Below are 21880 nucleotides of genomic sequence, written 5' to 3' on the forward strand. Positions count from 1 at the left end.
TGCAAAAAAATAATTCATGTTAGAAAATAAAGACCAATCAAGAACCAGTGTAGCATCGTTAGGCGAATTTGGCCTAATTGACCATTTAACAAAACATTTTACGGTCACACAAACTTCAACTTTAAAAAGTATTGGAGATGATGGCGCTGTTTTGGATTTCGGAAACAAAAAAGTAGTAGTTTCTACTGATTTATTAGTCGAAGGAGTTCATTTTGATTTGGCTTATATGCCTTTAAAACATTTGGGCTACAAGGCAGTAGTTGCTAATGTATCTGACATTTGTGCGATGAATGCAACACCAACTCAAATTACCGTTTCAATTGCCGTTTCCAATCGTTTCCCTTTGGAAGCCTTAGAAGAATTGTTTGCTGGAATTACGAGTGCATCCAAATTCTATGGCGTTGATGTAATTGGTGGCGACACTACTTCATCTCAAAAAGGATTAATTATTAGCATCACTGCAATTGGTGAAGCAAATTTAGAAGATATCGTTTATAGAAATGGTGCTCAGGCAACAGATTTATTGGTAGTTTCCGGTGATATTGGTGCGGCTTATATGGGTTTACAAATTTTAGAACGTGAGAAACAAGTTTTCCAAGTCAATCCAAACAATCAACCTGATTTAGAACCTTATACTTATTTAATCGAGCGTCAGCTAAAGCCTGAAGCACGAAGAGATTTGAAAGAATTGTTCGAAAAATTAGAGTTGAAACCAACTTCAATGATTGATGTTTCTGACGGATTATCATCGGAAGTAATGCATTTGTGCAAACAATCTGGCGTTGGTTGTAATTTATATGAAGAGAAAATTCCTGTAGATCCGCAATTGATTAATGTGTGCGAAGAATTTAATATCGATATCACTACAATCGCGCTAAGCGGCGGTGAAGATTATGAGTTATTATTTACCATAAAAATGGAAGATTACGGAAAAATTAAAGCGAATCCAAACTTCACCGTAATCGGTCATATGACACAAGAAAGCGAAGGAATGCATTTGATAACAAGAGCCAATACAAAAATTGAATTGAAAGCTAGAGGTTGGAACGCACTTGAAGAATAGTTTTTCAGTGTTCAGTCAAAAAAAATCCCGAATTTATCAAAATTCGGGATTTTTTAGTATAACAACTTCGTGTTTTATTAAACCGTTCTCATTAACCAGTTTCTCATCGAAACTTCGGTGTTGATTATGTTTCTTAATTCTGAAATCTTTACGCGGTCTTGCTTCATAGAATCTCTATGACGAATCGTTACGGTTTCATCTTCTAAAGTTTGATGATCCACAGTAATGCAAAATGGTGTTCCCAGCGCATCTTGTCTTCTGTATCTTCTTCCAACGGCATCTTTTTCGTCATAAGCGACGTTGAAATCCCAACGTAAATCTTCTATAATTTTATGAGCAAGTTCTGGCAAACCGTCTTTTTTAACCAAAGGTAAAACGGCTGCTTTTGTAGGTGCTAATACCGAAGGCAAACGTAAAACTGTTCGTGTTGAACCATCTTGTAATGTTTCTTCTTGCAAAGAATTAGAGAAAACCGCTAAAAACATTCTATCTAAACCAACAGATGTTTCTACTACATAGGGTGTGTAGTTTGCATTAGTTTCTGTATCGAAATATTGTAATTTTTTACCTGAAAATTGTTCGTGCGCTTTCAAATCGAAATCCGTTCTTGAGTGAATTCCTTCTAATTCCTTAAATCCGAATGGGAAATTGAATTCAATATCAGCTGCAGCATTTGCATAATGTGCTAATTTTTCGTGATCGTGAAAACGATAGTTTTGTTTTCCTAAACCTAACGATAAATGCCAGTTTAAACGAGTTTTTTTCCAATACTCGTAATATTTCATTTCTTCGCCTGGTTTTACGAAGAATTGCATTTCCATTTGTTCAAATTCGCGCATGCGGAAAATGAATTGTCTCGCTACGATTTCGTTTCTAAAGGCTTTTCCTGTTTGTGCGATTCCGAAAGGAATTTTCATTCTTCCTGTTTTTTGCACGTTTAAGAAATTTACAAAAATTCCTTGTGCTGTTTCAGGACGAAGGTATAAATCCATTGCGCTTTCAGCAGAAGCTCCTAATTTTGTACCAAACATCAAGTTGAATTGTTTCACGTCTGTCCAGTTTTTAGATCCTGAATCTGGGCATGCGATTTCTAATTCTTCGATTAATGCTTTTACATCGGCTAAGTTTTCTGTTTCTAAAGAACGTGCCATCCTTTCCAGAATTTCTTTCTTTTTAGCCAAATATTCCATTACACGTGGATTCGTAGTTTTATATTGCTCTTCGTCAAATGAAGCGCCGAAACGTTCCCGTGCTTTGTCGATTTCTTTTTGTGCTTTCTGATTTAACTTTTCGGCATAATCCTCAATTAAAACATCGGCACGATATCTTTTTTTAGAATCTTTGTTATCTATTAATGGGTCGTTAAAAGCATCAACGTGGCCGGAAGCTTTCCAAGTAGTTGGATGCATCAAGATTGAAGCATCTAATCCTACAATATTTTCGTGCATTTGCACCATCGATTTCCACCAATAGTCACGGATGTTTTTCTTTAACTCCACACCATTTTGAGCATAATCATACACTGCACTCAAACCATCGTAAATTTCGCTTGACGGAAAAATGAATCCGTACTCTTTTGCATGCGAAACTACATTCTTAAATATATCGTCTTGTTTTGCCATATTGCAAAAGTAAAAATAGGATTGGAATAAAGAAACGTTTTTGGTGTTTTAAATCGCAAATTATTTATATTCAAAAATTGAAGACCCTATTTTTGTAAAATCAGCATAAATATTGATAATAAAATTACCTTTAATAGTTTTTCCTTCTTCAAGATTTACATAAAGACAATCATCAGCGTCTCTGTTTTCAAAAAATACATTTGAAATAGCACTATAAGACAAAACTGTACCAAATTCATTTTCCGCGGGATTGTTGTTGTTAGAAATGATTTGATTTTTAGGATTAACAACTTGAATGTATATCTTTTTTGAGCCACTATCGATATATTGAGTACTGGAAAGTGTGTAGCAAACTCTTAATTGTTTTATTTTGGAATCTTCCTCTTTACGCAATGCTGAGAAAATCTTTACGGCCTTCACGTTTATGTTAGTTGCAGCTAAACCATTTGTTTTCTTGCGCGATTTTTTTATTGCTGAAGTACTGATTTGCCTTTTTTTCTCAACTACAATACTATCTTGATTTTTACTAATAAAATAGTCGTTTAAAGAACGAACATCTTCATTTTGAAGGAGCAAATCACTGTTTTTTTTTGATTTTACTTGCAATGAATCATATTTAGTAAGGATTTCATCTAACTGACTTTCTAAAATTTTTATTTCTAATTCCGACTTTTGAATTTGCTTCGTATACGTATTTGCATCTTTGAAATATTTAACACTTAAAAAAGACAAGGACAGTATCAAAATAACAATACTAATTTTTTTAAATATATTTTGTTTTCTATCCATTATTTTTATAATTTAACACAAATGTATGTAAATATATTAGCCTAACGCTGACTAATCGACAAGATGCTAAAAAACCTGATAAACTTACTATTTCCGAAACTTTGCTATGGTTGTAATTCACTTTTGTTGCAAAAAGAAGTGCTACTTTGTGCCGATTGTAGACACCAATTACCTCTTACCCAACATCATCTCATAAAAGACAATTACGTTGCGAAAAAATTTTATGGTGTTTTACCCATTGAATTTGCAGCTGCAATGTTGTATTTTCATAAAGATGGAATTGCTCAGAATTTAATTCATAGTTTAAAATATAAGAATCATCAAGAAATAGGTACATTTTTAGGTAAATGGTATACCCATGATTTAAAAGAAATTGCAATTAAACATCAATTTTCAGAAATAATTCCGGTTCCCTTGCATAAAAAAAGACTGCAAGAAAGAGGCTATAATCAGGTGTCTACATTTTGTAAAGCACTTTCAGAAGAATTACAACTTAATTATAATGAACAACTTTTATATCGAAAAATCTATTCAAAAACTCAGACTAAAAAAAGTAAAGAAGCAAGATCAGATATTAAAAATGCACTTTTTGATGTAACGTTTAGCGAAAAAGACAGCGGAAAGCATTTTTTGCTGGTTGATGATGTAATTACTTCAGGAGCAACTTTAGAGGCTTGCGCGAGAGCCTTAATGCAAATTCCTAACACAAAGATTAGTATTATAACAATTGCCTATTCCGATTCATAAAAATTACTAAATTTTGTATGTTTGCACCAATTATAGTTGTTATTTTGTAACTTCTTTATTCTATTATGATGACAAAATTAAAATATATTATTGTTCTAATTGCTTCGCTATTGTTATTAACTAATTGTGCCAAAAGAGGTACAATTACAGGCGGGCCAAAAGACTCGATAGCTCCCAAAATTGTTAGCAGTTCGCCAGATAATTTCAATACTAACTTTAAAGGAAAAGACATAAAAATTAATTTTGATGAATTAATAAAGGTGAAAGACATTTCCAAACAACTGATTATTTCGCCACCGATGAAGAAACAACCTATAATTGTTCCGCAAGGAAGTGCCAGTAAATTCATATCCATTAAAATTTTGGACACCTTAAAAGAAAACACTACTTATAGCTTCAATTTTGGCCAAAGCATCTCAGATAACAACGAGAATAATCCTTATTCGCAATTCAAATATGTATTTTCAACCGGAAGTTATATCGATTCCTTAACGGTTGTTGGAAAAATTAAAGATGCTTACACTGAAAAACCTGATAATTTTGTTTCTGTTTTACTTTATGATGCTGAAAAATTCACAGATTCAACGGTTTATAATGAAACGCCTTTATACATTACAAATACTTTAGATAGTTTAAAATATTTTTCTTTAGAGAATTTGAGAGAAGGAAATTATCGAATTATCGCACTGAAAGACAAATCAGGGAATAATAAATTTGATCCAAAAAGTGATAAAATTGGTTTCTTAAACGAAGTGGTCACTTTGCCAACAACTACAATGTATCAGTTAGAATTATTTACTGAAAAAATGGCTTTTAAAGCGGAAAGACCTACGCAAGAGAGTAATAATAAATTATTTATGGGCTTCTCAGGAGAGGGCAAAAACGTAAAAGTAACTGGCAAGAACAATGGTAAGGAAATTCCATTACGCTTAACTAGATTTACAGAAAAAAGTACCGATACCTTACAGGTTTTCTTTCCTTTAGCTGCTAAAGATTCTGTACAAATAAGCATAAAAAATGGCGATTATTACAAAGAATTTACCACGCGAATAAAAGATTTCAAACAGGCAGATTCGTTAGTTATTTCAAACAAATCAGGAAATTCTTTAGCTTTTAGAAATCCTTTTAAATTGGGCACAAAAACACCGCTAAACACGATTGACGAATCTAAGATTTTTATTCGAAAAAAGGATTCAACCCTTGTGCAATATACTTCTAAGTACGATGAATATAATCAGGAAATTGTGTTTGATTTTAACAAAGAAGAAGAGCAAAAATACACAATGGAAATTTTACCGGGTGCAATAAAAGATTTTTACGAAAAAGAAAATGATTCTTTAAGTTTTAAATTCAGCACAAGATTACTTTCCGACTATGGGAATCTTAAAGTGAATCTAATCGGTGCAAAACGATTCCCATTGATTTTAGAAGTTTTAGATGATAATGGATTGGTTTTGTATTCGCAAACGGCTACAAAAGAAACCTCATTTTCGTTTGATACTATCGAGCCAAAACTCTATACACTTCGTGTCATTTATGACGATAACGGAAATGAAGAATGGGATACCGGAAATTATTTAGCCAAAAAGCAAGCAGAAGAAATTATTTACTTTCCAAAGAAAATTGACGTGCGCGCCAACTGGGATGTAGAACAAGAATTTGGCTTAGATTAATTTAAATTCGTCTTTATCGTTTAAAAAATTCATTTTTTGACGGATTTCAGTTTGTTTCGATTTACACAATTCGACACAAAAAACACCTAGTTCGTTTTCACAAGATAAGATTTCATTTCCTAAAGAATCAATTACTTTTGAATGTCCTGGATATTCCAACGCATTGGCATCTGCTCCGATTCGATTTACGCCTATTGTATACGTCATGTTCTCAATTGCACGAGCTTTCAGAAGCGCATCCCAAGCCGAAATACGAACTTCTGGCCAATTGGCAACATAGAGTAGTAAATCATAATTTTCGGTATTTCTAGCAAAGACCGGGAAACGCAAATCATAACAAATTTGAAGGCAAATATTCCAATTATTATAGCTTACTATTACTTTTTCTTTTCCTTTTGTATAAACTTTTTCTTCACCTGCCAAACCGAATAAATGGCGTTTGTTATAATAATCAATTTTGCCTGACGGATGCACAAATACCATTCGATTATAGAAATTGCCATTTTCTTGAATTACTAAACTTCCGGTTATGGCACAAATTTTCTGCTTCGCCAATTGTTTGAGCCATAAAATAGTTTCGCCACTCATCGTTTCTGCAATTACTTCTGGATGCATCGTAAAGCCGGAAGTAAACATTTCCGGAAGAACAAATAAATCAAAATCGTTTTCTTCATTCAGGAAATATTCTTCGATAAATTTTCGATTCGTTTCGGGCTGTTCCCAAGCTAATTTGGTTTGAAAAAGGGCTACTTTCATTTATTATGTTTTTATTGAATACGTCCAATCTACTACAGGATGCTTATTTGATAGTAAGGGAACAAGAAAAACTGGCGTTCCTGTTATTATAAGAGTTGCGCCAATCAGTGGGCCAAAACCTCCTGTCCCAATTGTAGCGATACCCGCAATTATCACAAATGAACCATATACAATAAATATCGGATTAGCGATTGTTCCAAAAAGTGATTTTCTTCTCATCTTCACCACATCCTCCAATAAAATAAGTTGCTCATCAATCATAATACTAGAAGAATCAACTACTGTAAATCTACCATACAATTGTAGCCCGTCGATAGTTTCTAATTTGATACGTTTATTCTCTTTAATTTCAATTAATCGATTGGATTTTTTATTCTGTAATACCAAAACATTATTCTGTGCAGAAGAGAATAATGAGAAAAATATCAATAATAATAAAACTATACATTTCATACAATTCGAATTAGAAGTAAAAATACACTTTTAATTTTTCTTTTAAGAAAGAACAAAAAAAAACGCATTCAAATAAATGAATGCGTTTTTTATATTTTGAAGCTTCTATCTATTATTTGAAAGAAGCTTTCATTAATTCTCTATTTAAACGGGCGATGCTTTCTAATGAAATTCCTTTTGGACATTCCACTTCGCAAGCTCCAGTATTTGTACAATTTCCGAAACCTTCTTCATCCATTTGGCGTACCATATTTAAAACACGTTGTGTAGCTTCTACCTTCCCTTGTGGCAATAATGCATATTGAGAAACTTTAGCTCCAACGAATAACATAGCCGAACCATTTTTACAAGAAGCTACACAAGCGCCACAACCAATACAAGCTGCAGACATAAATGCAGTATCTGCATCGTCTTTTGGAATTGGAATAGAGTTCGCATCAATGGTATTACCGGATGTATTTACCGATACGAAACCTCCTGCTTGTTGAATTCTATCAAAGGCACTTCTGTCTACTACTAAATCTTTGATTACTGGGAAAGCTGCACTTCTCCAAGGCTCAATAAATATAGTGTCACCGTCGTTAAACATTCTCATGTGTAACTGACAAGTAGTGATTCCAGTATCTGGTCCGTGCGGACGTCCATTGATATATAAAGAACAAGATCCGCAAATTCCTTCACGACAATCGTGATCAAATGCTACAGGTTCTTTCTTTTCGTTAATTAATTGCTCGTTTAATTGGTCTAACATTTCCAAAAACGAACTTGCTGTAGAAACATTATCTAATTTATAAGTTTCTATGTTTCCTTTAGCTTTATCGTTTTTTTGACGCCAAACTTTCAGGGTGATATTTATATTTTTAGCTGCGCTCATAATTCTGTTATTTGTAATTTCTAGCTGCAATTTTGATTTCTTCGTAGTTCAATTCTTCTTTATGAAGTTCTGATTTGCTGATATCTTCGCCTTTATATTCCCATGCTCCAACAAACTTGAAATTCACGTCATCGCGTAAAGTTTCTCCTTCAGCATCTTGATACTCTTCACGGAAGTGACCTCCGCATGATTCATTACGCTGTAAAGCATCCATTGCCATTAATTGACCTAATTCAAGGTAATCTGCAACTCTTAATACTTTTTCTAGTTCTTGGTTAAATTCATCTGCAGCTCCAGGCACGTAAACTTCATTATAGAAGTCTTCTTTTAAAGCAGCGATTTCAGCAATAGCTTCAGTCAATTGTGCTGCATTACGACCCATTCCTACTTTATTCCACATAATTAAACCTAATTTTTTATGGAAATAATCAACTGATTTTGAACCTTTATTGTTTAAGAATTTATTAATTAAACCTTTAACTCTTTCTTCAGCTTCATCAAATTCAGGAGAATCTGTTGAAATTTTTCCTGTACGAATTTCATCTGCTAAATAGTTCGAAAGCGTGTATGGCAATACGAAATAACCATCAGCCAAACCTTGCATTAAAGCCGAAGCTCCTAAACGGTTTGCACCATGATCAGAGAAGTTAGCTTCACCCGTTACGAAACAACCCGGAATAGTAGATTGTAAGTTATAATCTACCCAAACACCACCCATAGTATAGTGAACTGCTGGATAAATTTTCATTGGAGTTTCGTATGGATTTTCATCCGTAATTTTTTGATACATTGTAAACAAGTTACCATATTTCTCTTCTAACCACTGTTTTCCTAACGCTGTAATTTCTTCTGCTGTAGGATTATGATTTCCTTTAGCATAAGCTGTTTGACGTCCTTTAGTTTGAATTTCCGTAGAAAAATCTAAGTAAACCCCTTCATTAGTATCATTAGCTTCAATACCACGGCCTTCGTCACATACTTCTTTTGCAGCTCTAGAAGCTACATCACGAGGTACTAAGTTTCCAAAAGCTGGATATTTTCTTTCTAAATAATAATCTCTATTTTCTTCAGCGATTTGAGTTGGTTTTAATTTTCCTGCTCTAATTGCTTCTGCATCTTCTTTTTTCTTTGGTACCCAAATACGTCCTGAGTTACGCAACGATTCAGACATCAACGTTAATTTTGACTGATTTGTACCGTGAACTGGAATACATGTTGGGTGAATTTGTACATAACATGGATTTGCGAAATACGCTCCTTGCTTGTGCACTTTCCACGATGCAGTTACGTTACTTCCCATTGCATTTGTTGAAAGGAAATAAACGTTTCCGTAACCTCCAGAAGCAATAACAACTGCGTGAGCTGAATGTCTTTCGATTTCACCTGTAATTAAATTACGAGCAATAATACCACGTGCCTTTCCATCCACTTTTACTAAGTCTAACATTTCGTGACGGTTGAACATCTCAACACGACCTAATCCGATTTGTCTTGATAAAGCTGAATAAGCACCTAAAAGTAATTGTTGACCTGTTTGTCCGGCAGCATAAAAAGTACGTTGCACTTGTGTTCCTCCAAACGAACGGTTGTCTAACATCCCACCATATTCACGTGCAAAAGGAACTCCTTGCGCTACACATTGATCAATGATATTACCAGAAACTTCAGCTAAACGGTGAACGTTAGCTTCACGAGCACGGTAATCACCACCTTTGATGGTATCGTAGAAAAGACGGTAAACACTGTCACCATCATTTTGATAATTTTTGGCTGCATTAATTCCACCTTGTGCTGCAATTGAGTGTGCACGACGTGGCGAATCTTGAAAACAAAATGATTTTACATTATAACCCATTTCTGCAAGAGAAGCGGCAGCAGACGAACCTGCTAATCCAGTTCCTACCACAATAATATCGATTTTTGGTCTATTATTAGGAGCAACAAGATTTAAATGATCTTTATGATTGGTCCATTTGTCTTTAATTGGACCTTGTGGTATTTTAGAATCTAACTTCATAATATATATGTGTGTTGATTATTTTTTAAAATGTAAGAAAATTGGAATAATTGCGAATAATAAAGGTACAATTACAGCAAATGCTCTTCCGAAAAATTTGATTGCAGGTGTAAATTTATTGTTTATACCTAACGATTGGAAAGCACTTTGAAAACCATGCCATAAATGAAATGCCATTGCCAGCATTGCTAACACATAACCGATTGTAAAAAGCAATCCGTATTTTGCGTCTTTGAAGAAATCTACTGTTAATTTGTATAAATCTTTATAACCTTCAAAAACAACTTCATTTGTTTTCTTATTGTATACATTAGTGACATCTCTTATTTCTAAATCAAAAGCGCCATTAGTTTGCTCCTTGATTTTTTGAAATTGAACCGCAGTTAATTTTCCATTTTCATCCAAAGGAAAGAAAGGCATTTGAGAATCTTTTGTTCCCACTAGCTGAAGCTGCATAGCTCCCATTCCATTATCCATTTGCTTGGAAACTAAAGGCATATTTTTATCAAAATGCATTTTTGCCCAAAAATTCACCATGTGTGTTGCAATAAAAACTAAAATAATAGTTCCTAAAACCGCCATGTTTCTAGAAGCCCAACTTGTTGTAGAACCATCAGTTTTAACATAACCTACTGGCCTAGCTTTTCTGTTTTGAATTGTCAATAAAATTCCATCAATTGCGTGGAATAATAATGAAATGTAAGTAACGTAAGATAATAATTTTACCGCCGGATTGGTAGTCATAAACAATGCATACTCATTGAATTGTTTGCTAGTGCCAAAAATCAATTGAAGATTTCCCGCTAAATGACCTGCCAAAAACAAGCATAAAAATAAACCTGTAAGAGCCATCCAATATTTTTTTACGATAGATGACTTCAAAAGTGCTGATTTTGCCATAATTTTATTTGATTGTAATAGTTTTATAAAAATCAGAACAAAAATACAGCTATTTGAATTTAACCACAACCTTTTGATGCTTATTTATAATGAATTTAAAATAATTTAACTACCGTTGAACATCACCTCTTTACAAAGTATAAAAGAAGTTGTGTGTATTATTTTTGCAAAATAGTTATTTTGAAAAAGCTGGAATCAATCCTCTTAAACCCATATCCACAATATTTTCACCAATGGAAGGTTCAAATTTTCCGTCGGCAATAACCTCTTGCCATTCGAAACTTTTGTTAATTGAAAGCGACAAAGTAACTACCACATCTTTGTTTTCATTTCCATTAATTACTAAATTTTCTGAAAATTTTCCAGTTACTACGCAAGAGCCAGCTGGAATTGGTGATGATGAAGCAATCGGGTTAGGAACTGTAGTTGCTCCAGCAGGAGCCTGTCCTGAAGTAGCAAACGGAAAATCATTTAATGCAAATGCCCAATAGCCTTGCAAACGATTCGCATTAATCGGAAAAGAGTTACTTCCAATAAAATGAGTATTAATAAAAGTATTATACCCAACAAAACTGGCTAATCTGCCTTGGTAATCGGCACCATTATTTCGAATTGAAATATTATAATCTTGATAAGCCAAAGAAACACGCACATACTCGTAATTTCCTTGCGTCACTAATCTTAAAGGAATTTTTAGAAAAGCTTCGCCTTCTTTAACAACAATAGCTTGGTCAAAATCGATAGCTACTCCGCCACCTTCAGTAGTTTCAGGTGCGTGATATAAAACCGTTCCTTCTCCCAATTGGGTATATGCGTTGGGTACTAATTCAAAATAATGGGCACTAATTGCGTTGAAATTTGGAGATTGTGCCCCATTTCCTTCAGTTAAACTTGCAAATTGTCCTAAATTATCTAAACGCATCTGATTAGCATCAAACTTAAATTTGACAATCAAATACGGTTCTTCCGCATTATCATCAGTGTCTTCGCATGAGAAAAAAGAAAATAACGCAACTATCAAAATAAAAAAAGCAACAATTCTCTTCATTAATACTATTTATTAAAAACCCTTTTAATAGCTTTTTGCAACACTTTCATCTATAACGAGAATAAAGTCTGCTTTATTGTAATCTTCAACATTTAATTTCGATATATCTTTTTGTTCAACAGTTGCTATGGTAATAATTTTCACATCGGCATCTAATTTCTTTAAATACCAATTGATTCCTTCGTAATTATCCGAATGATAAGTTCCGTTATAATGTATGAAAACAGTGTAATCTTTTCGATTTTTATTAATAAAATAAGCCATCGTTGCATCTTTAATCGCTTGTGCTTTTGGCATTTTATCGCCTGCATGACCACCTTGCATTTCCATCATATTTTGATATCCTGGTAAACTTACATCAAATTCTATTGGCAAAGGTGCTATCCAAGATTTCTCTAAAGTTGAAAGTGAATCCAAAGCCATAAAATCTTTCTTAAATACCAAAGACGCATATCTTCGAGGAATATTTGTGGCAATAAAATTAAATTTTCTCTCCTTTGCCAAATCAACCAAAGGTTTATAATCGGTTTTATAATTCCTCCATAATCTCGCTGTAGAATCTAATTTCTCTTGATCGATTGCACCACTCAAATACTGATTTATCTGATCTTGATTATCTGCCTCTAACATTTCTGCTCCTAAAACCAATTGCTTTTTTTTAGCTAAATCTTTAGTCAATTCAAATTGCAACAAATGCACTACTGTATTGTCGTGATGCTCACCAAACAAAACCACTTCCGAATTTTTTGAAGCTTTCAACATTTTACTGTAAGACGACTTCTTACCGTTTTTATCAAAAACTTGATACGATTTCTTGTCTTGGGAAAACCCAAAAACCATTGTAAAAAGTAATCCGGTAATTAGTATCCTTTTCATTTAATTATTTTTTTTGTGCAGTAATTTCAAATGATTTGCTTTCGGCTAGTTTATCTTTTGAAATCACAAGTTTATATTTTCCAATAGGCAAATAAATTTTCTTATCGTTTGCTTCTTTCAGTTTTATTTTTTTATCTTTTTTATTCCATTTATCGGCTAATTCTTTCGAAATGGCATAGTCATAAACGAAAGAATTTAGACCTTTTTGAGCTGTAACTTTGCCAACAAAAACAACAATTCCGGCTTCATTAGTTATCGTATAATTTATTACTTCTTCCGAATTTGAATAATACCAAATCGTTTGCGAAGGTGCATTCACTTCGCCCCAAGCATAACCTTTATTTCCCCATCGATCCGATTTTGTTCGGTTCTCTATATCATATAAATGTAGTGATTTTTTTAATACAACATCCGTCAGTTCTTGCACATTTGAAAGTGCTATTTTATAAATTGAACGGCCGTGTGTTCCAACCACTAATTCTTTTGCTTTTGTTTGAATTACCATATCGTGAACTGCCACGTTTGGCATTCCATTTGAAAAATCTTGCCAAGAAGTTCCTTTGTCTAGCGAAATAAACAAACCATTATCAGTTCCAACGTATAAAATATTTTCATTCGCAGAATCTTCAACAATCACATTTACAGCGTTTGTTAATCCGGTTGAAATAGCCTTCCAATTGGCTCCGAAATCTTCCGAAACAAACACAAAAGATTCAAATACATCATTTCTATATCCATTTAATGTAGCATAAACACGTTCTTTTTTATGAGCCGAAGCTACAATTCTAGAAACCCAGAAATTCTGAGGTAAATTATTCGAAATCAATTGCCAAGTAGCACCACCATCTTTTGAAACGTGAATTTTTCCATCATCTGAACCGGCATAAAGCAATCCGAACTGGAATTTACTTTCCGAAATTGTCGAAATTGTTCCGAAAGCTACGTTTCCTTCTTTCGCACCTTGCGTTAAATCATCTGAAATTTTCTCCCAAGTTTCGCCCTGATTCATAGAACGATGCAAGAAATTAGAACCCATATATAAAATATCTTGGTTGTGCGAAGACAGTAATATAGGCGTTTGCCAATTAAATCTTAATGGTTTTTCGTCTTTTAAAGATTTTGGCGTGATGTAATCAAACTTCCCTTCTTTCTGATTGATTCGGTAATAATTTCCAAATTGATAACCCGTAAAAACTACATTTGGATTGCGACTATCGATTTGTGTTTGCATTCCGTCGCCACCAATTAATTCTTGATAAGGATATTTTCCGTCTTGATGCCAAGCGACATTATGCGAGTAATTATTCGGACCAAACCAAACGCCATTGTCTTGCATTCCGCCATAAATCTTGTAATCTTCTTGATAATCCACATTCACTGCGTATAATTGACCTAAAGGTTCGCTGTTGCATTTTATCCAATGTGCACCATTATCGTACGAAATATTCACACCACCATCATTTCCGTTAATAATATGATTCGGATTTTCGGGATTTACCCAAGTTACGTGATGGTCTGCGTGCACATTTTCTTTACTAATTGCCGAAAATGTTTTTCCACCATCTTCCGAAAATAACAAAGGAACGCCACCAATATAAACACGATTCGGATTTTTTTCGTCTACCGAAATATTCGCAAAATAATAACCATAGGTATAAAACATATCTTCAATATAATCCTGATTTGTTTTTTTCCAAGATTTTCCAGCGTCTTCGGATTTGTAAACTTCACAACCAATTACTTCCGTTTCAAAAAGAACCGAATTCGCATCGGAAAGAAATTCCAAAACCGCTTTTGGCTCCATATTATTGTCGGCAACCCAATTTTTAATGTTTTCCGCTCGATATTTATCTCTAAAACCTTTGGCTTTTAAAGCACGATTCAATTCTTTGTTTGAAATTTCCATAAAATCATCGCCCGGAGTGGATAACATTATATTTAAGTTGTTTTTTGAAGCACTTTTTGGACGTTTATTCTGATTGTCTAAAACGGCATAAATAGTATTTTCATCAAACAATGCTAATCCAATTCTTCCAACACCTTTATCTGCAGGAAAACCACTTTCTTTAGAAGTCATCAATTGCCAAGTTGTTCCACCATCTTCACTTTTGTAAATGCCCGATTTTTCGCCATTTCCTACAAAATCCCACGCTTTTCGATCTTTTTGCCAAGCCGAAGCAAACATAATTTTCGGATTGTTTTTCGAAACTACTAAATCAATAACTCCTGTATCTTCTGCAATAAATAAGGTTTGTTTCCAGGTTTTCCCACCATCATTCGATTTGAAAATTCCACGTTCTTTATTGGTCGAATATAAATGTCCAACCGAAGCCACAACTAATTCATTATTATTTTTTGGGTCGACCCAAATTCTTGCAATGTGATGCGAATCTTTCAATCCAATATTTTCCCACGATTTTCCTTTGTCTGAAGATTTTAAAACACCAACTCCGGCGTAAGAAGAGCGAGAAGCATTGACTTCACCAGTTCCCACCCAAATTGTTCCTGAATTCCAATCTACAGTTACCGAACCACAATTTACCGTTTCCGCTGAATCCATTACCGGAGTAAAAGAAGTTCCATTGTTGTTTGTGTACCAAAGTCCGCCGGTTGCATACGCTACATAAAACTCCGTTGGGTTTTTCGGGTTAACCGCTAAATCTACCACACGACCGCTCATTATGGTTGGTCCAATATTTTTAGCTTCAACCGCATTGAATAACGAATTTTGACCAATTGCCGATTGCACAATTAATAAAAACAAAAGAGTAAGTTGCTTCATTTTAGAAAATTTTGCTGAAAATTAGCCAAAATATCACGCCCTAACAAAATTTCTAATGGTTTTAACAACTTTTCATTTTTATCTTATTAATTTTGATGTACAATTTTTAAACTCTTGGAAGTACAATTCTTTTTCTAAGGATTTAAAATCATTTTTAAACAATACTTCATTATGAAATACCATCAAATTAATCGTGATTTGTTCATTAAAAATAGAGCAAAATTCACGGCACAAATGAAACCAAACAGCGTTGCCATTTTCAATTCTAACGACATTTATCCGGTTTCGGCAGATTCCACTTTACCTTTTGCACAACACAGAGATATCTTTTATTTATCGGGAGTAGATCAAGAAGAAAGTGTTTTATTGCTTTTTCCGGATGCACCTTATGAACATTTGAAAGAAATTTTATTCTTAAAAGAAACGAACGAGCACATCGCGGTTTGGGAAGGTGAAAAATTAACAAAAGAAAGAGCTTTTGAAGTTTCTGGAATTAAATCGGTGATTTGGTTGCAAGATTTCCACAAGACTTTAAAGGAAATTATGGCGTATTCCGATACGATGTACATCAATACCAACGAACATTATCGTGCATCTATTGAAACCGAAACTCGTGAAGCCCGATTTGTGAAATGGTGGAAAGAGAATTATCCGGCTCATAAAGTAGAAAAATCGAATCCAATTTTACAACGATTGCGTTCGATTAAAGAAAGTGAAGAATTGGATTTAATTCAAAAAGCTTGTGATATTACTGAAAAAGGGTTCCGTAGAATTTTACAATTTGTGAAGCCAAACGTAATGGAATATGAGATTGAAGCCGAATTTGCACACGAATTTCTAAGAAATCGCTCGCAAGGTTTTGCATATACGCCAATTATTGCTTCAGGAAATAACGCTAACGTGTTGCATTATATTGAAAACAATCAGCAATGTAAAGCGGGTGAACTGATTTTATTAGACGTTGGAGCAGAATATGCGAATTACTCTAGTGATATGAGTAGAACGATTCCGGTTTCGGGACGATTTACAGACCGACAAAAAGCAGTTTACAATGCGGTTTTAAGAGTGAAGAACGAAGCAAATAAAATGCTTATTCCAGGAAATAACTGGAAACAATATCACGTGGAAGTGGGTAAATTTATGACTTCTGAATTAATAGGTTTAGGTTTATTAGACAAAGCAGACGTTCAAAACGAAAATCCTGAATGGCCAGCGTATAAAAAATATTTTATGCACGGCACTTCACACCATATGGGATTAGACACGCACGATTATGGTTTATTACACGAACCAATGCAAGCAAATATGGTTTTCACGATTGAACCTGGAATTTACATTCCGAAAGAAGGATTTGGAATTCGTTTAGAAGACGATGTCGTAATTCAAGAAAAAGGAGATCCTTTCAACTTGATGCGTAACATTCCGATTGAAGTAGAAGAAATTGAATCGATAATGAATGCTTAATTTTAGTTTAAGTGTTTAAAAGGTTAAAAGTTTATAAGAGCGGTTTGTAGCAATGCAGGCCGTTTTTTTTGTTCTAAATTGGCTCAACTGAAAGTTGTCGTACCGAAAATATCTCTTTATGAGATTGCTACGGAATGGCAAGTTTGTTTTAAAAAAATATTAGAAATTAATTCCTTGTGAACTTTGCGAAAAACTTTGCGAACCTTGCGTGAAAACCTACCTTTGTGCTTTCATAAAAAATTATGACCAAAACACATCTTTTCAAAAACACTACAATCAGTTTTACCGACCAAGGGACAGGGACGGCTGTGGTTTTATTGCACGGTTTTTTGGAAAATAAACAAATGTGGAACGCTTTTATTCCGGAAATTTCGAAGAGAAACCGCATTATTGCAATTGATTTATTAGGACACGGTGAAACGGAATGTATGGGTTATGTGCACACGATGGAAGACCAAGCCGATATGGTGCATAGTGTTTTGCAAGAATTAAAAATTAGAAAAGTGGTACTGATTGGTCACTCGATGGGCGGATATATTGCTTTGGCTTTCGCCGAATTATATCCAGAATATGTAAAAGGAATTGTACTCTTAAATTCTACTTCAAAAGGGGATAGCGACGAGCGAAAAATCAATCGCGATCGAGCAATTGTAGCGGTAAAACAAAATTACGGCAATTTCATTCGAATGGCGATTGCTAATTTATTTAGTGAAGATAATCGCGACCGTTTAGCAGATAGTATAGAAGAAGTAAAATTGGAAGCTTTAAAAACACCTCTTCAAGGGATTGTTGCCTCGCTAGAAGGAATGAAAATTAGAAAAGACCGCGAAGTTATTTTACATTTTGCCACTTATCCAATTCAATTGGTTTTAGGAAAAAAAGACGGTGTTCTAATTTATGACGACAATTTAGATCAAATTGAAGGAACAAATGTAAAACTCACAACTTTTGAGGACGGTCATATGAGTCATATCGAAAATCAAACAGAATTGTTAACTGTTTTGTTGCAATTTTTGAGAAGAATTTAACCACGGAATCAGTAGTGAGGCAGAACGAACACAAGTTTATATTTTCGTATTATATTGCTTAATTTCAATAATATCAGATGGTAAATTGAACCCTCCGGAAGTAAGACTACTTAATACTTGTTTCATCACTTCAGTTTTTATCCCAGAATGGTAGGTTTTAGAAGTTGACTCGAAAGTATCTAACCAAAACATCACTTTTAAATTGATTGTACTCGAAGCAAAAGCATCAATTGTTACGGTTGGGATTTTATGCGTATGGATTACACCTTCGACCGTTTTCACGCTTTCTAAAATTACGTCAATCGCCTTGTGAATATCGCTATCCTAATCTAAACCGATTATAAACTCATAACGTAAAAATCCGTCTAAAGTGTAATTAAAAAGTGGATTTTTAATAATTTGACCATTCGGTACGAATACATCTTTTCCGTCTAAAGTTTTTATGCGTGTGTCACGAATAGATAAATCAATTACATAACCTACAATTCCAGAAGTTTCTATCAAATCATTAATTCGGAAAGGACTTTTAAAAGCTAATAATATTCCGGCTAAGAAATTTTCGCCAATGTCCTTAAAGGCAAAACCAATTACAAAAGTCAAAACTCCTGCTCCCGCAAGTAAGCTTGTTGTTAAATCTCGATATCCGAAAACTCGTAAAGCAAAAATAATAGTGAATAATTGTAAAGAAATACCGACAATTTGAGATATAAAAACACGTCTTAAAGCATTTGGCGACTTACTTAAAACAGTGTTTCTGATAAAATCTTTTAATTTTCCGGAAATGTAAAAACCAATAAATAAAACAGCAAATCCAATTAACAACGGAATTATATTATGTTGCACATTTGCAATAATTTCATCAAAAGTTTTTTGGATTTTTTCCATATTAATTTAGTTGAATTCTTGGACGATTTATATTAATTATCAATTTACAAAATATTCGCTAAATTCTATCCTATTTTCTCCCTAAACGGAATTTCTGGATTGAAAATTTCTAAAATAAGTTTAGACAATTCAGCTTTAAAATCTTCTAGAATTGGATTTGTTATTACTAATTCGGAATGTTTTCCTTTACCTAATCCGAAAGGAAGAAATCCGCCCTTCATATTTTTAAACGAGATAATTCCGGCCGAAACATCTTTATTTTGTTTCAAGTCGTGGTTTTCAAACATTAAAGCATAACACAACAATTGAATTATTTTTTCATTTTTAATATCCGAAGTTAAATCCGAGAAATCAACAATTTTCAAAGAATTACCATCAACTTTTCCTGTTTTATAATCTACGATTCTAATTTCTCCATTTCGCTCTTCAATTCTATCTACTTTTCCTGCAATTTTTATTGGAAAAGCTAGCGAATCAATAGTAATTTCACAATTCAAAGAAGCTTCCAACAACAATACTTTTATAGCATCGCCATCTTCTGCAATCGATTTCTTTTCCAATTGTAGAAAATTGTAGACATTTCGTTTCGCCACTTCATAAGCCAATAAATTCTTTCCTTTGGTAATTTCTCCTTCTTTATATTCTTCTTTAAAATATTTCAGAATTACGGCTTCGATTTTAGTTTCCATTGCCTCCAAATGATGCAACGCTAAAAATTGGTTCAAATAAGGTTCATACAATTCCTCCAAAGCATTGTGAATAATAGTTCCCAAAGTATTTACCGCAATATTTTCTTCCACTTCGTCGGCTTCATTAATTCTAAGAATACGTTGCATATAGAATTGTAACGGATTTCGAATATAATTAGTCAATGACGAAGGCGAAAAACCTTTGTCGGTAGCAATTTCGTACAAACGTTTTAGAATCGCTTCGTTTTTATCAATCGTAATGGGTTCGTGTGCTTTTTCGGGTAACACCGCATTATATATCGTACTGTTTATGGTGTGATTTGGTTGTTGCTCTATTTCTAATTGCGTAATAAATCGAGATTTTTCACCGGCGTCAATTCCTTCGTTGTCGGTATTATAAAGCAACCAAACGTTTTTAGCTCGCAATAATAAATGGTAGAAGTGATAACAATAAATTGCATCTTTTTCTTTAAATGTTGGCAAGCCTAATTCTTTCTTCACATCATAAGGGATGAAAGAATTCTGCGATTTGCCTGCTGGAAATTTACCTTCATTTACAGAAGTAATAATTACGTTTTCAAAATCCAAAACACGACTTTCTAAAACTCCCATAACTTGAAGTCCTGACAAAGGCTCGCCTTCGAAAGAAACTTCCGCTAGATCGATAATCTGCTTATAAATAGCGTGCAAAGATGTTACAGAATCAATGTGATTGTATTTTTCGTGATAATTAGTTAATTTATTAATGGTTTTAAAAACAGAATACACGAAAGCTTTGGTAACTTTTTCTTCCGTATCATCAGTGCTTAAAAATGATTTTATGAGCAATAAAATTTCTTTCAAATTAGCTAAAACATTCGTGATAGAATCGTCCCAACGCGTAAATAACAATTCAAAGAATTTATTGGCTGAATTTGGATATCTCTCTTCGTGTAAACTGAATAATTTTTGATTTGAAAAGAACGTAAAATTATTATTGTTGATGATTTTCACAACTTCTTCCGCATTGCAATAAGGTTCCACCAAAGGATGATTTAACACATCTAAAACTTCCTTATAATAAAAAGTATAACTGTTTTCACTGCGTTTTTTAGCATTAATATGCAACTTAAACAATTTGCTAATTAACAGTTGGGCTGGATTATTTTTACTAGGATAACCCATCGTAATATTCAAAGCTTCAACCGATTCTGGCAAACCATACAGAACCGGAAGTAATAAGTTTTCATCACCTAAAACAACGGCTGTTTTTTCTAATTTTGGATTTTCCGTTTGAATTTTCTCGATTATTGTCCCAACGATTTTCGCTTGACCAATACTTTTTGGTGTACCTATAATCTCAATATTTTTGGATTCACTGAAATGATTAACAATCCACTCAAAATCTTGATTTACGAAAGGTTTCCACTCTTTTCTAAACCTGCGAATAAACAATCCTGCATCGTGATAAGTATCTTTTAAAAACACCTCATCAATGTCCCAATATATTTTAGCTTTATTTTCGTGAGCCAAATAATTAAAAATCTTAACCTCCGCCTGATTCAATGCGTTGAAACCAGCGAAGTAAACTTCGGAAGTTAATGTTTTGGTGAAGTTTACCAAATTTGCAACAGCTTCTCTGTAAATCAAACCTTGGTAACCGATACCTTTATCTTTTAAATGCTTGTAAAAAGATTCATAATACAAGGGCAATTTGGCCCAAAACTCTAAATGTGCATCAATTAATTTTGTAGTGTTTTTAGCTTCTAAATCCCAACGTTTCAGAGCTTCTATATCTTTTAAATAAGAAAAAACGTGAGCTGGTCCGAGTAAATATCTGTCAATTTCATTAAAATCTTGAATCGCCGTTTTCGCCCAAGTTGAAAACTCTTCGAAAGATTGTTGTTTTATTTTGTCGGTAACCGCTAGATAGACTTCGTAGAATTCAAACAACAATTCAACTGGATCCACAGAACGCAAACCAGCAATATCTTGAATAAAATCTTCAATACTAATGATATTAGGTGCAAAAGAGGTTCCTTCTAAATTATTTTTAAGACTTTCTAAAAGAAAGACTTTGGCTCTTTTATTAGGTAAAACAATAAGGCAATTCGATAGTTCAACATCTGATTGCCGTAACAAAGTACTACTTAATTTGTCTAAAAAGGTCATTTGATTCATTTTATAAAAATAAAAAAACGCCCCGACTAATCGGGGCGTTTCTCAATATATTTT

General features: G+C 33.6%; 18 protein-coding genes. 5 read left to right on the forward strand and 13 right to left on the reverse strand.

What is annotated here, in order from left to right:
* Positions 1 to 16 precede the first annotated feature (16 nt).
* Positions 17 to 1063, forward strand: a complete 1047-nt coding sequence (thiL, locus tag T1L09_RS10835) for a thiamine-phosphate kinase (RefSeq protein ID WP_322550977.1) — start codon at positions 17 to 19, stop codon at positions 1061 to 1063.
* Positions 1064 to 1140: 77 nt separating this feature from the next.
* On the opposite strand, the gene T1L09_RS10840 is transcribed toward thiL, so the two are convergent.
* Positions 1141 to 2685 carry a glycine--tRNA ligase gene (locus T1L09_RS10840; RefSeq protein ID WP_322550978.1) on the reverse strand — a complete coding sequence of 515 codons (1545 nt, stop codon included), beginning with the start codon at positions 2683 to 2685 and terminating at the stop codon, positions 1141 to 1143.
* A gap of 60 nt (positions 2686 to 2745) precedes the next feature.
* Positions 2746 to 3474: a hypothetical protein gene (locus tag T1L09_RS10845; protein ID WP_322550979.1), complete on the reverse strand. Its 729-nt coding sequence runs from the start codon at positions 3472 to 3474 to the stop codon at positions 2746 to 2748.
* 63 nt (positions 3475 to 3537) lie between these two features.
* Between T1L09_RS10845 and T1L09_RS10850 the strand changes: the two genes are divergently transcribed.
* Complete coding sequence (locus T1L09_RS10850) at positions 3538 to 4221, forward strand: ComF family protein (RefSeq protein ID WP_322550980.1); 684 nt, start codon at positions 3538 to 3540, stop codon at positions 4219 to 4221.
* A gap of 65 nt (positions 4222 to 4286) precedes the next feature.
* Positions 4287 to 5894 carry an Ig-like domain-containing domain gene (locus T1L09_RS10855; RefSeq protein ID WP_322550981.1) on the forward strand — a complete coding sequence of 536 codons (1608 nt, stop codon included), beginning with the start codon at positions 4287 to 4289 and terminating at the stop codon, positions 5892 to 5894.
* Here T1L09_RS10855 and T1L09_RS10860 read toward each other — a convergent pair.
* From T1L09_RS10860 to T1L09_RS10895, 8 genes are all read right to left on the reverse strand, one after another.
* Entirely contained in the window at positions 5886 to 6650 is a 765-nt protein-coding gene (locus T1L09_RS10860; protein ID WP_322550982.1) for a nitrilase family protein, read from the reverse strand. The two genes, T1L09_RS10855 and T1L09_RS10860, sit on opposite strands and share 9 nt — an antisense overlap.
* 3 nt (positions 6651 to 6653) lie before the next feature.
* Positions 6654 to 7103: a hypothetical protein gene (locus T1L09_RS10865; protein WP_322550983.1), complete on the reverse strand. Its 450-nt coding sequence runs from the start codon at positions 7101 to 7103 to the stop codon at positions 6654 to 6656.
* A gap of 112 nt (positions 7104 to 7215) precedes the next feature.
* Complete coding sequence (locus T1L09_RS10870; RefSeq protein ID WP_322550984.1) at positions 7216 to 7977, reverse strand: succinate dehydrogenase/fumarate reductase iron-sulfur subunit; 762 nt, start codon at positions 7975 to 7977, stop codon at positions 7216 to 7218.
* Between the two features lie 7 nt (positions 7978 to 7984).
* Positions 7985 to 9994 carry a fumarate reductase/succinate dehydrogenase flavoprotein subunit gene (locus tag T1L09_RS10875; RefSeq protein ID WP_322550985.1) on the reverse strand — a complete coding sequence of 670 codons (2010 nt, stop codon included), beginning with the start codon at positions 9992 to 9994 and terminating at the stop codon, positions 7985 to 7987.
* A gap of 18 nt (positions 9995 to 10012) precedes the next feature.
* Positions 10013 to 10894, reverse strand: coding sequence for a succinate dehydrogenase cytochrome b subunit (locus tag T1L09_RS10880; protein ID WP_322550986.1), 882 nt, complete (start codon positions 10892 to 10894; stop codon positions 10013 to 10015).
* 175 nt (positions 10895 to 11069) lie between these two features.
* Complete coding sequence (locus tag T1L09_RS10885) at positions 11070 to 11942, reverse strand: hypothetical protein (protein ID WP_322550987.1); 873 nt, start codon at positions 11940 to 11942, stop codon at positions 11070 to 11072.
* A gap of 24 nt (positions 11943 to 11966) precedes the next feature.
* The gene (locus T1L09_RS10890) at positions 11967 to 12818 is read right to left on the reverse strand and encodes a ChaN family lipoprotein (protein WP_322550988.1); all 852 of its coding nucleotides are present in this window, start codon (positions 12816 to 12818) and stop codon (positions 11967 to 11969) included.
* Between the two features lie 4 nt (positions 12819 to 12822).
* Positions 12823 to 15600 (reverse strand): VPS10 domain-containing protein, encoded by a 2778-nt coding sequence (locus tag T1L09_RS10895; protein WP_322550989.1) that lies wholly within the window; start codon positions 15598 to 15600, stop codon positions 12823 to 12825.
* 171 nt (positions 15601 to 15771) lie between these two features.
* Between T1L09_RS10895 and T1L09_RS10900 the strand changes: the two genes are divergently transcribed.
* Positions 15772 to 17064, forward strand: a complete 1293-nt coding sequence (locus tag T1L09_RS10900) for an aminopeptidase P family protein (RefSeq protein WP_322550990.1) — start codon at positions 15772 to 15774, stop codon at positions 17062 to 17064.
* A gap of 242 nt (positions 17065 to 17306) precedes the next feature.
* Positions 17307 to 18092, forward strand: a complete 786-nt coding sequence (locus T1L09_RS10905; protein WP_322550991.1) for an alpha/beta fold hydrolase — start codon at positions 17307 to 17309, stop codon at positions 18090 to 18092.
* 36 nt (positions 18093 to 18128) lie between these two features.
* Here the strand turns inward: T1L09_RS10905 and T1L09_RS10910 are convergent, their stop codons facing one another.
* The 3 genes from T1L09_RS10910 to T1L09_RS10920 all read right to left on the reverse strand — a co-directional run bounded on the left by T1L09_RS10910 (position 18129) and on the right by T1L09_RS10920 (position 21826).
* Positions 18129 to 18374, reverse strand: coding sequence for a hypothetical protein (locus T1L09_RS10910; RefSeq protein ID WP_322550992.1), 246 nt, complete (start codon positions 18372 to 18374; stop codon positions 18129 to 18131).
* A gap of 42 nt (positions 18375 to 18416) precedes the next feature.
* Positions 18417 to 18977 carry a mechanosensitive ion channel family protein gene (locus tag T1L09_RS10915; protein WP_322550993.1) on the reverse strand — a complete coding sequence of 187 codons (561 nt, stop codon included), beginning with the start codon at positions 18975 to 18977 and terminating at the stop codon, positions 18417 to 18419.
* Between the two features lie 65 nt (positions 18978 to 19042).
* The gene (locus tag T1L09_RS10920; RefSeq protein WP_322550994.1) at positions 19043 to 21826 is read right to left on the reverse strand and encodes a PD-(D/E)XK nuclease family protein; all 2784 of its coding nucleotides are present in this window, start codon (positions 21824 to 21826) and stop codon (positions 19043 to 19045) included.
* Positions 21827 to 21880: the final 54 nt, after the last annotated feature.

The sequence above is a fragment of the Flavobacterium psychraquaticum genome, assembly GCF_034497725.1.
Classification (GTDB): Bacteria; Bacteroidota; Bacteroidia; order Flavobacteriales; family Flavobacteriaceae; genus Flavobacterium; species Flavobacterium psychraquaticum.

Coding starts and splice junctions, on each gene's coding strand:
- T1L09_RS10905 (WP_322550991.1), top strand. CDS start 17,307: ATGACCAAAACACATCTTTTCAAAAACACTACAATCAGTTTTACCGAC.
- thiL (WP_322550977.1), top strand. CDS start 17: ATGTTAGAAAATAAAGACCAATCAAGAACCAGTGTAGCATCGTTAGGC.
- T1L09_RS10860 (WP_322550982.1), bottom strand. CDS start 6,650: ATGAAAGTAGCCCTTTTTCAAACCAAATTAGCTTGGGAACAGCCCGAA.
- T1L09_RS10850 (WP_322550980.1), top strand. CDS start 3,538: ATGCTAAAAAACCTGATAAACTTACTATTTCCGAAACTTTGCTATGGT.
- T1L09_RS10870 (WP_322550984.1), bottom strand. CDS start 7,977: ATGAGCGCAGCTAAAAATATAAATATCACCCTGAAAGTTTGGCGTCAA.
- T1L09_RS10840 (WP_322550978.1), bottom strand. CDS start 2,685: ATGGCAAAACAAGACGATATATTTAAGAATGTAGTTTCGCATGCAAAA.
- T1L09_RS10845 (WP_322550979.1), bottom strand. CDS start 3,474: ATGGATAGAAAACAAAATATATTTAAAAAAATTAGTATTGTTATTTTG.
- T1L09_RS10900 (WP_322550990.1), top strand. CDS start 15,772: ATGAAATACCATCAAATTAATCGTGATTTGTTCATTAAAAATAGAGCA.
- T1L09_RS10875 (WP_322550985.1), bottom strand. CDS start 9,994: ATGAAGTTAGATTCTAAAATACCACAAGGTCCAATTAAAGACAAATGG.
- T1L09_RS10880 (WP_322550986.1), bottom strand. CDS start 10,894: ATGGCAAAATCAGCACTTTTGAAGTCATCTATCGTAAAAAAATATTGG.
- T1L09_RS10890 (WP_322550988.1), bottom strand. CDS start 12,818: ATGAAAAGGATACTAATTACCGGATTACTTTTTACAATGGTTTTTGGG.
- T1L09_RS10885 (WP_322550987.1), bottom strand. CDS start 11,942: ATGAAGAGAATTGTTGCTTTTTTTATTTTGATAGTTGCGTTATTTTCT.
- T1L09_RS10895 (WP_322550989.1), bottom strand. CDS start 15,600: ATGAAGCAACTTACTCTTTTGTTTTTATTAATTGTGCAATCGGCAATT.
- T1L09_RS10865 (WP_322550983.1), bottom strand. CDS start 7,103: ATGAAATGTATAGTTTTATTATTATTGATATTTTTCTCATTATTCTCT.
- T1L09_RS10915 (WP_322550993.1), bottom strand. CDS start 18,977: ATGGAAAAAATCCAAAAAACTTTTGATGAAATTATTGCAAATGTGCAA.
- T1L09_RS10855 (WP_322550981.1), top strand. CDS start 4,287: ATGATGACAAAATTAAAATATATTATTGTTCTAATTGCTTCGCTATTG.
- T1L09_RS10920 (WP_322550994.1), bottom strand. CDS start 21,826: ATGAATCAAATGACCTTTTTAGACAAATTAAGTAGTACTTTGTTACGG.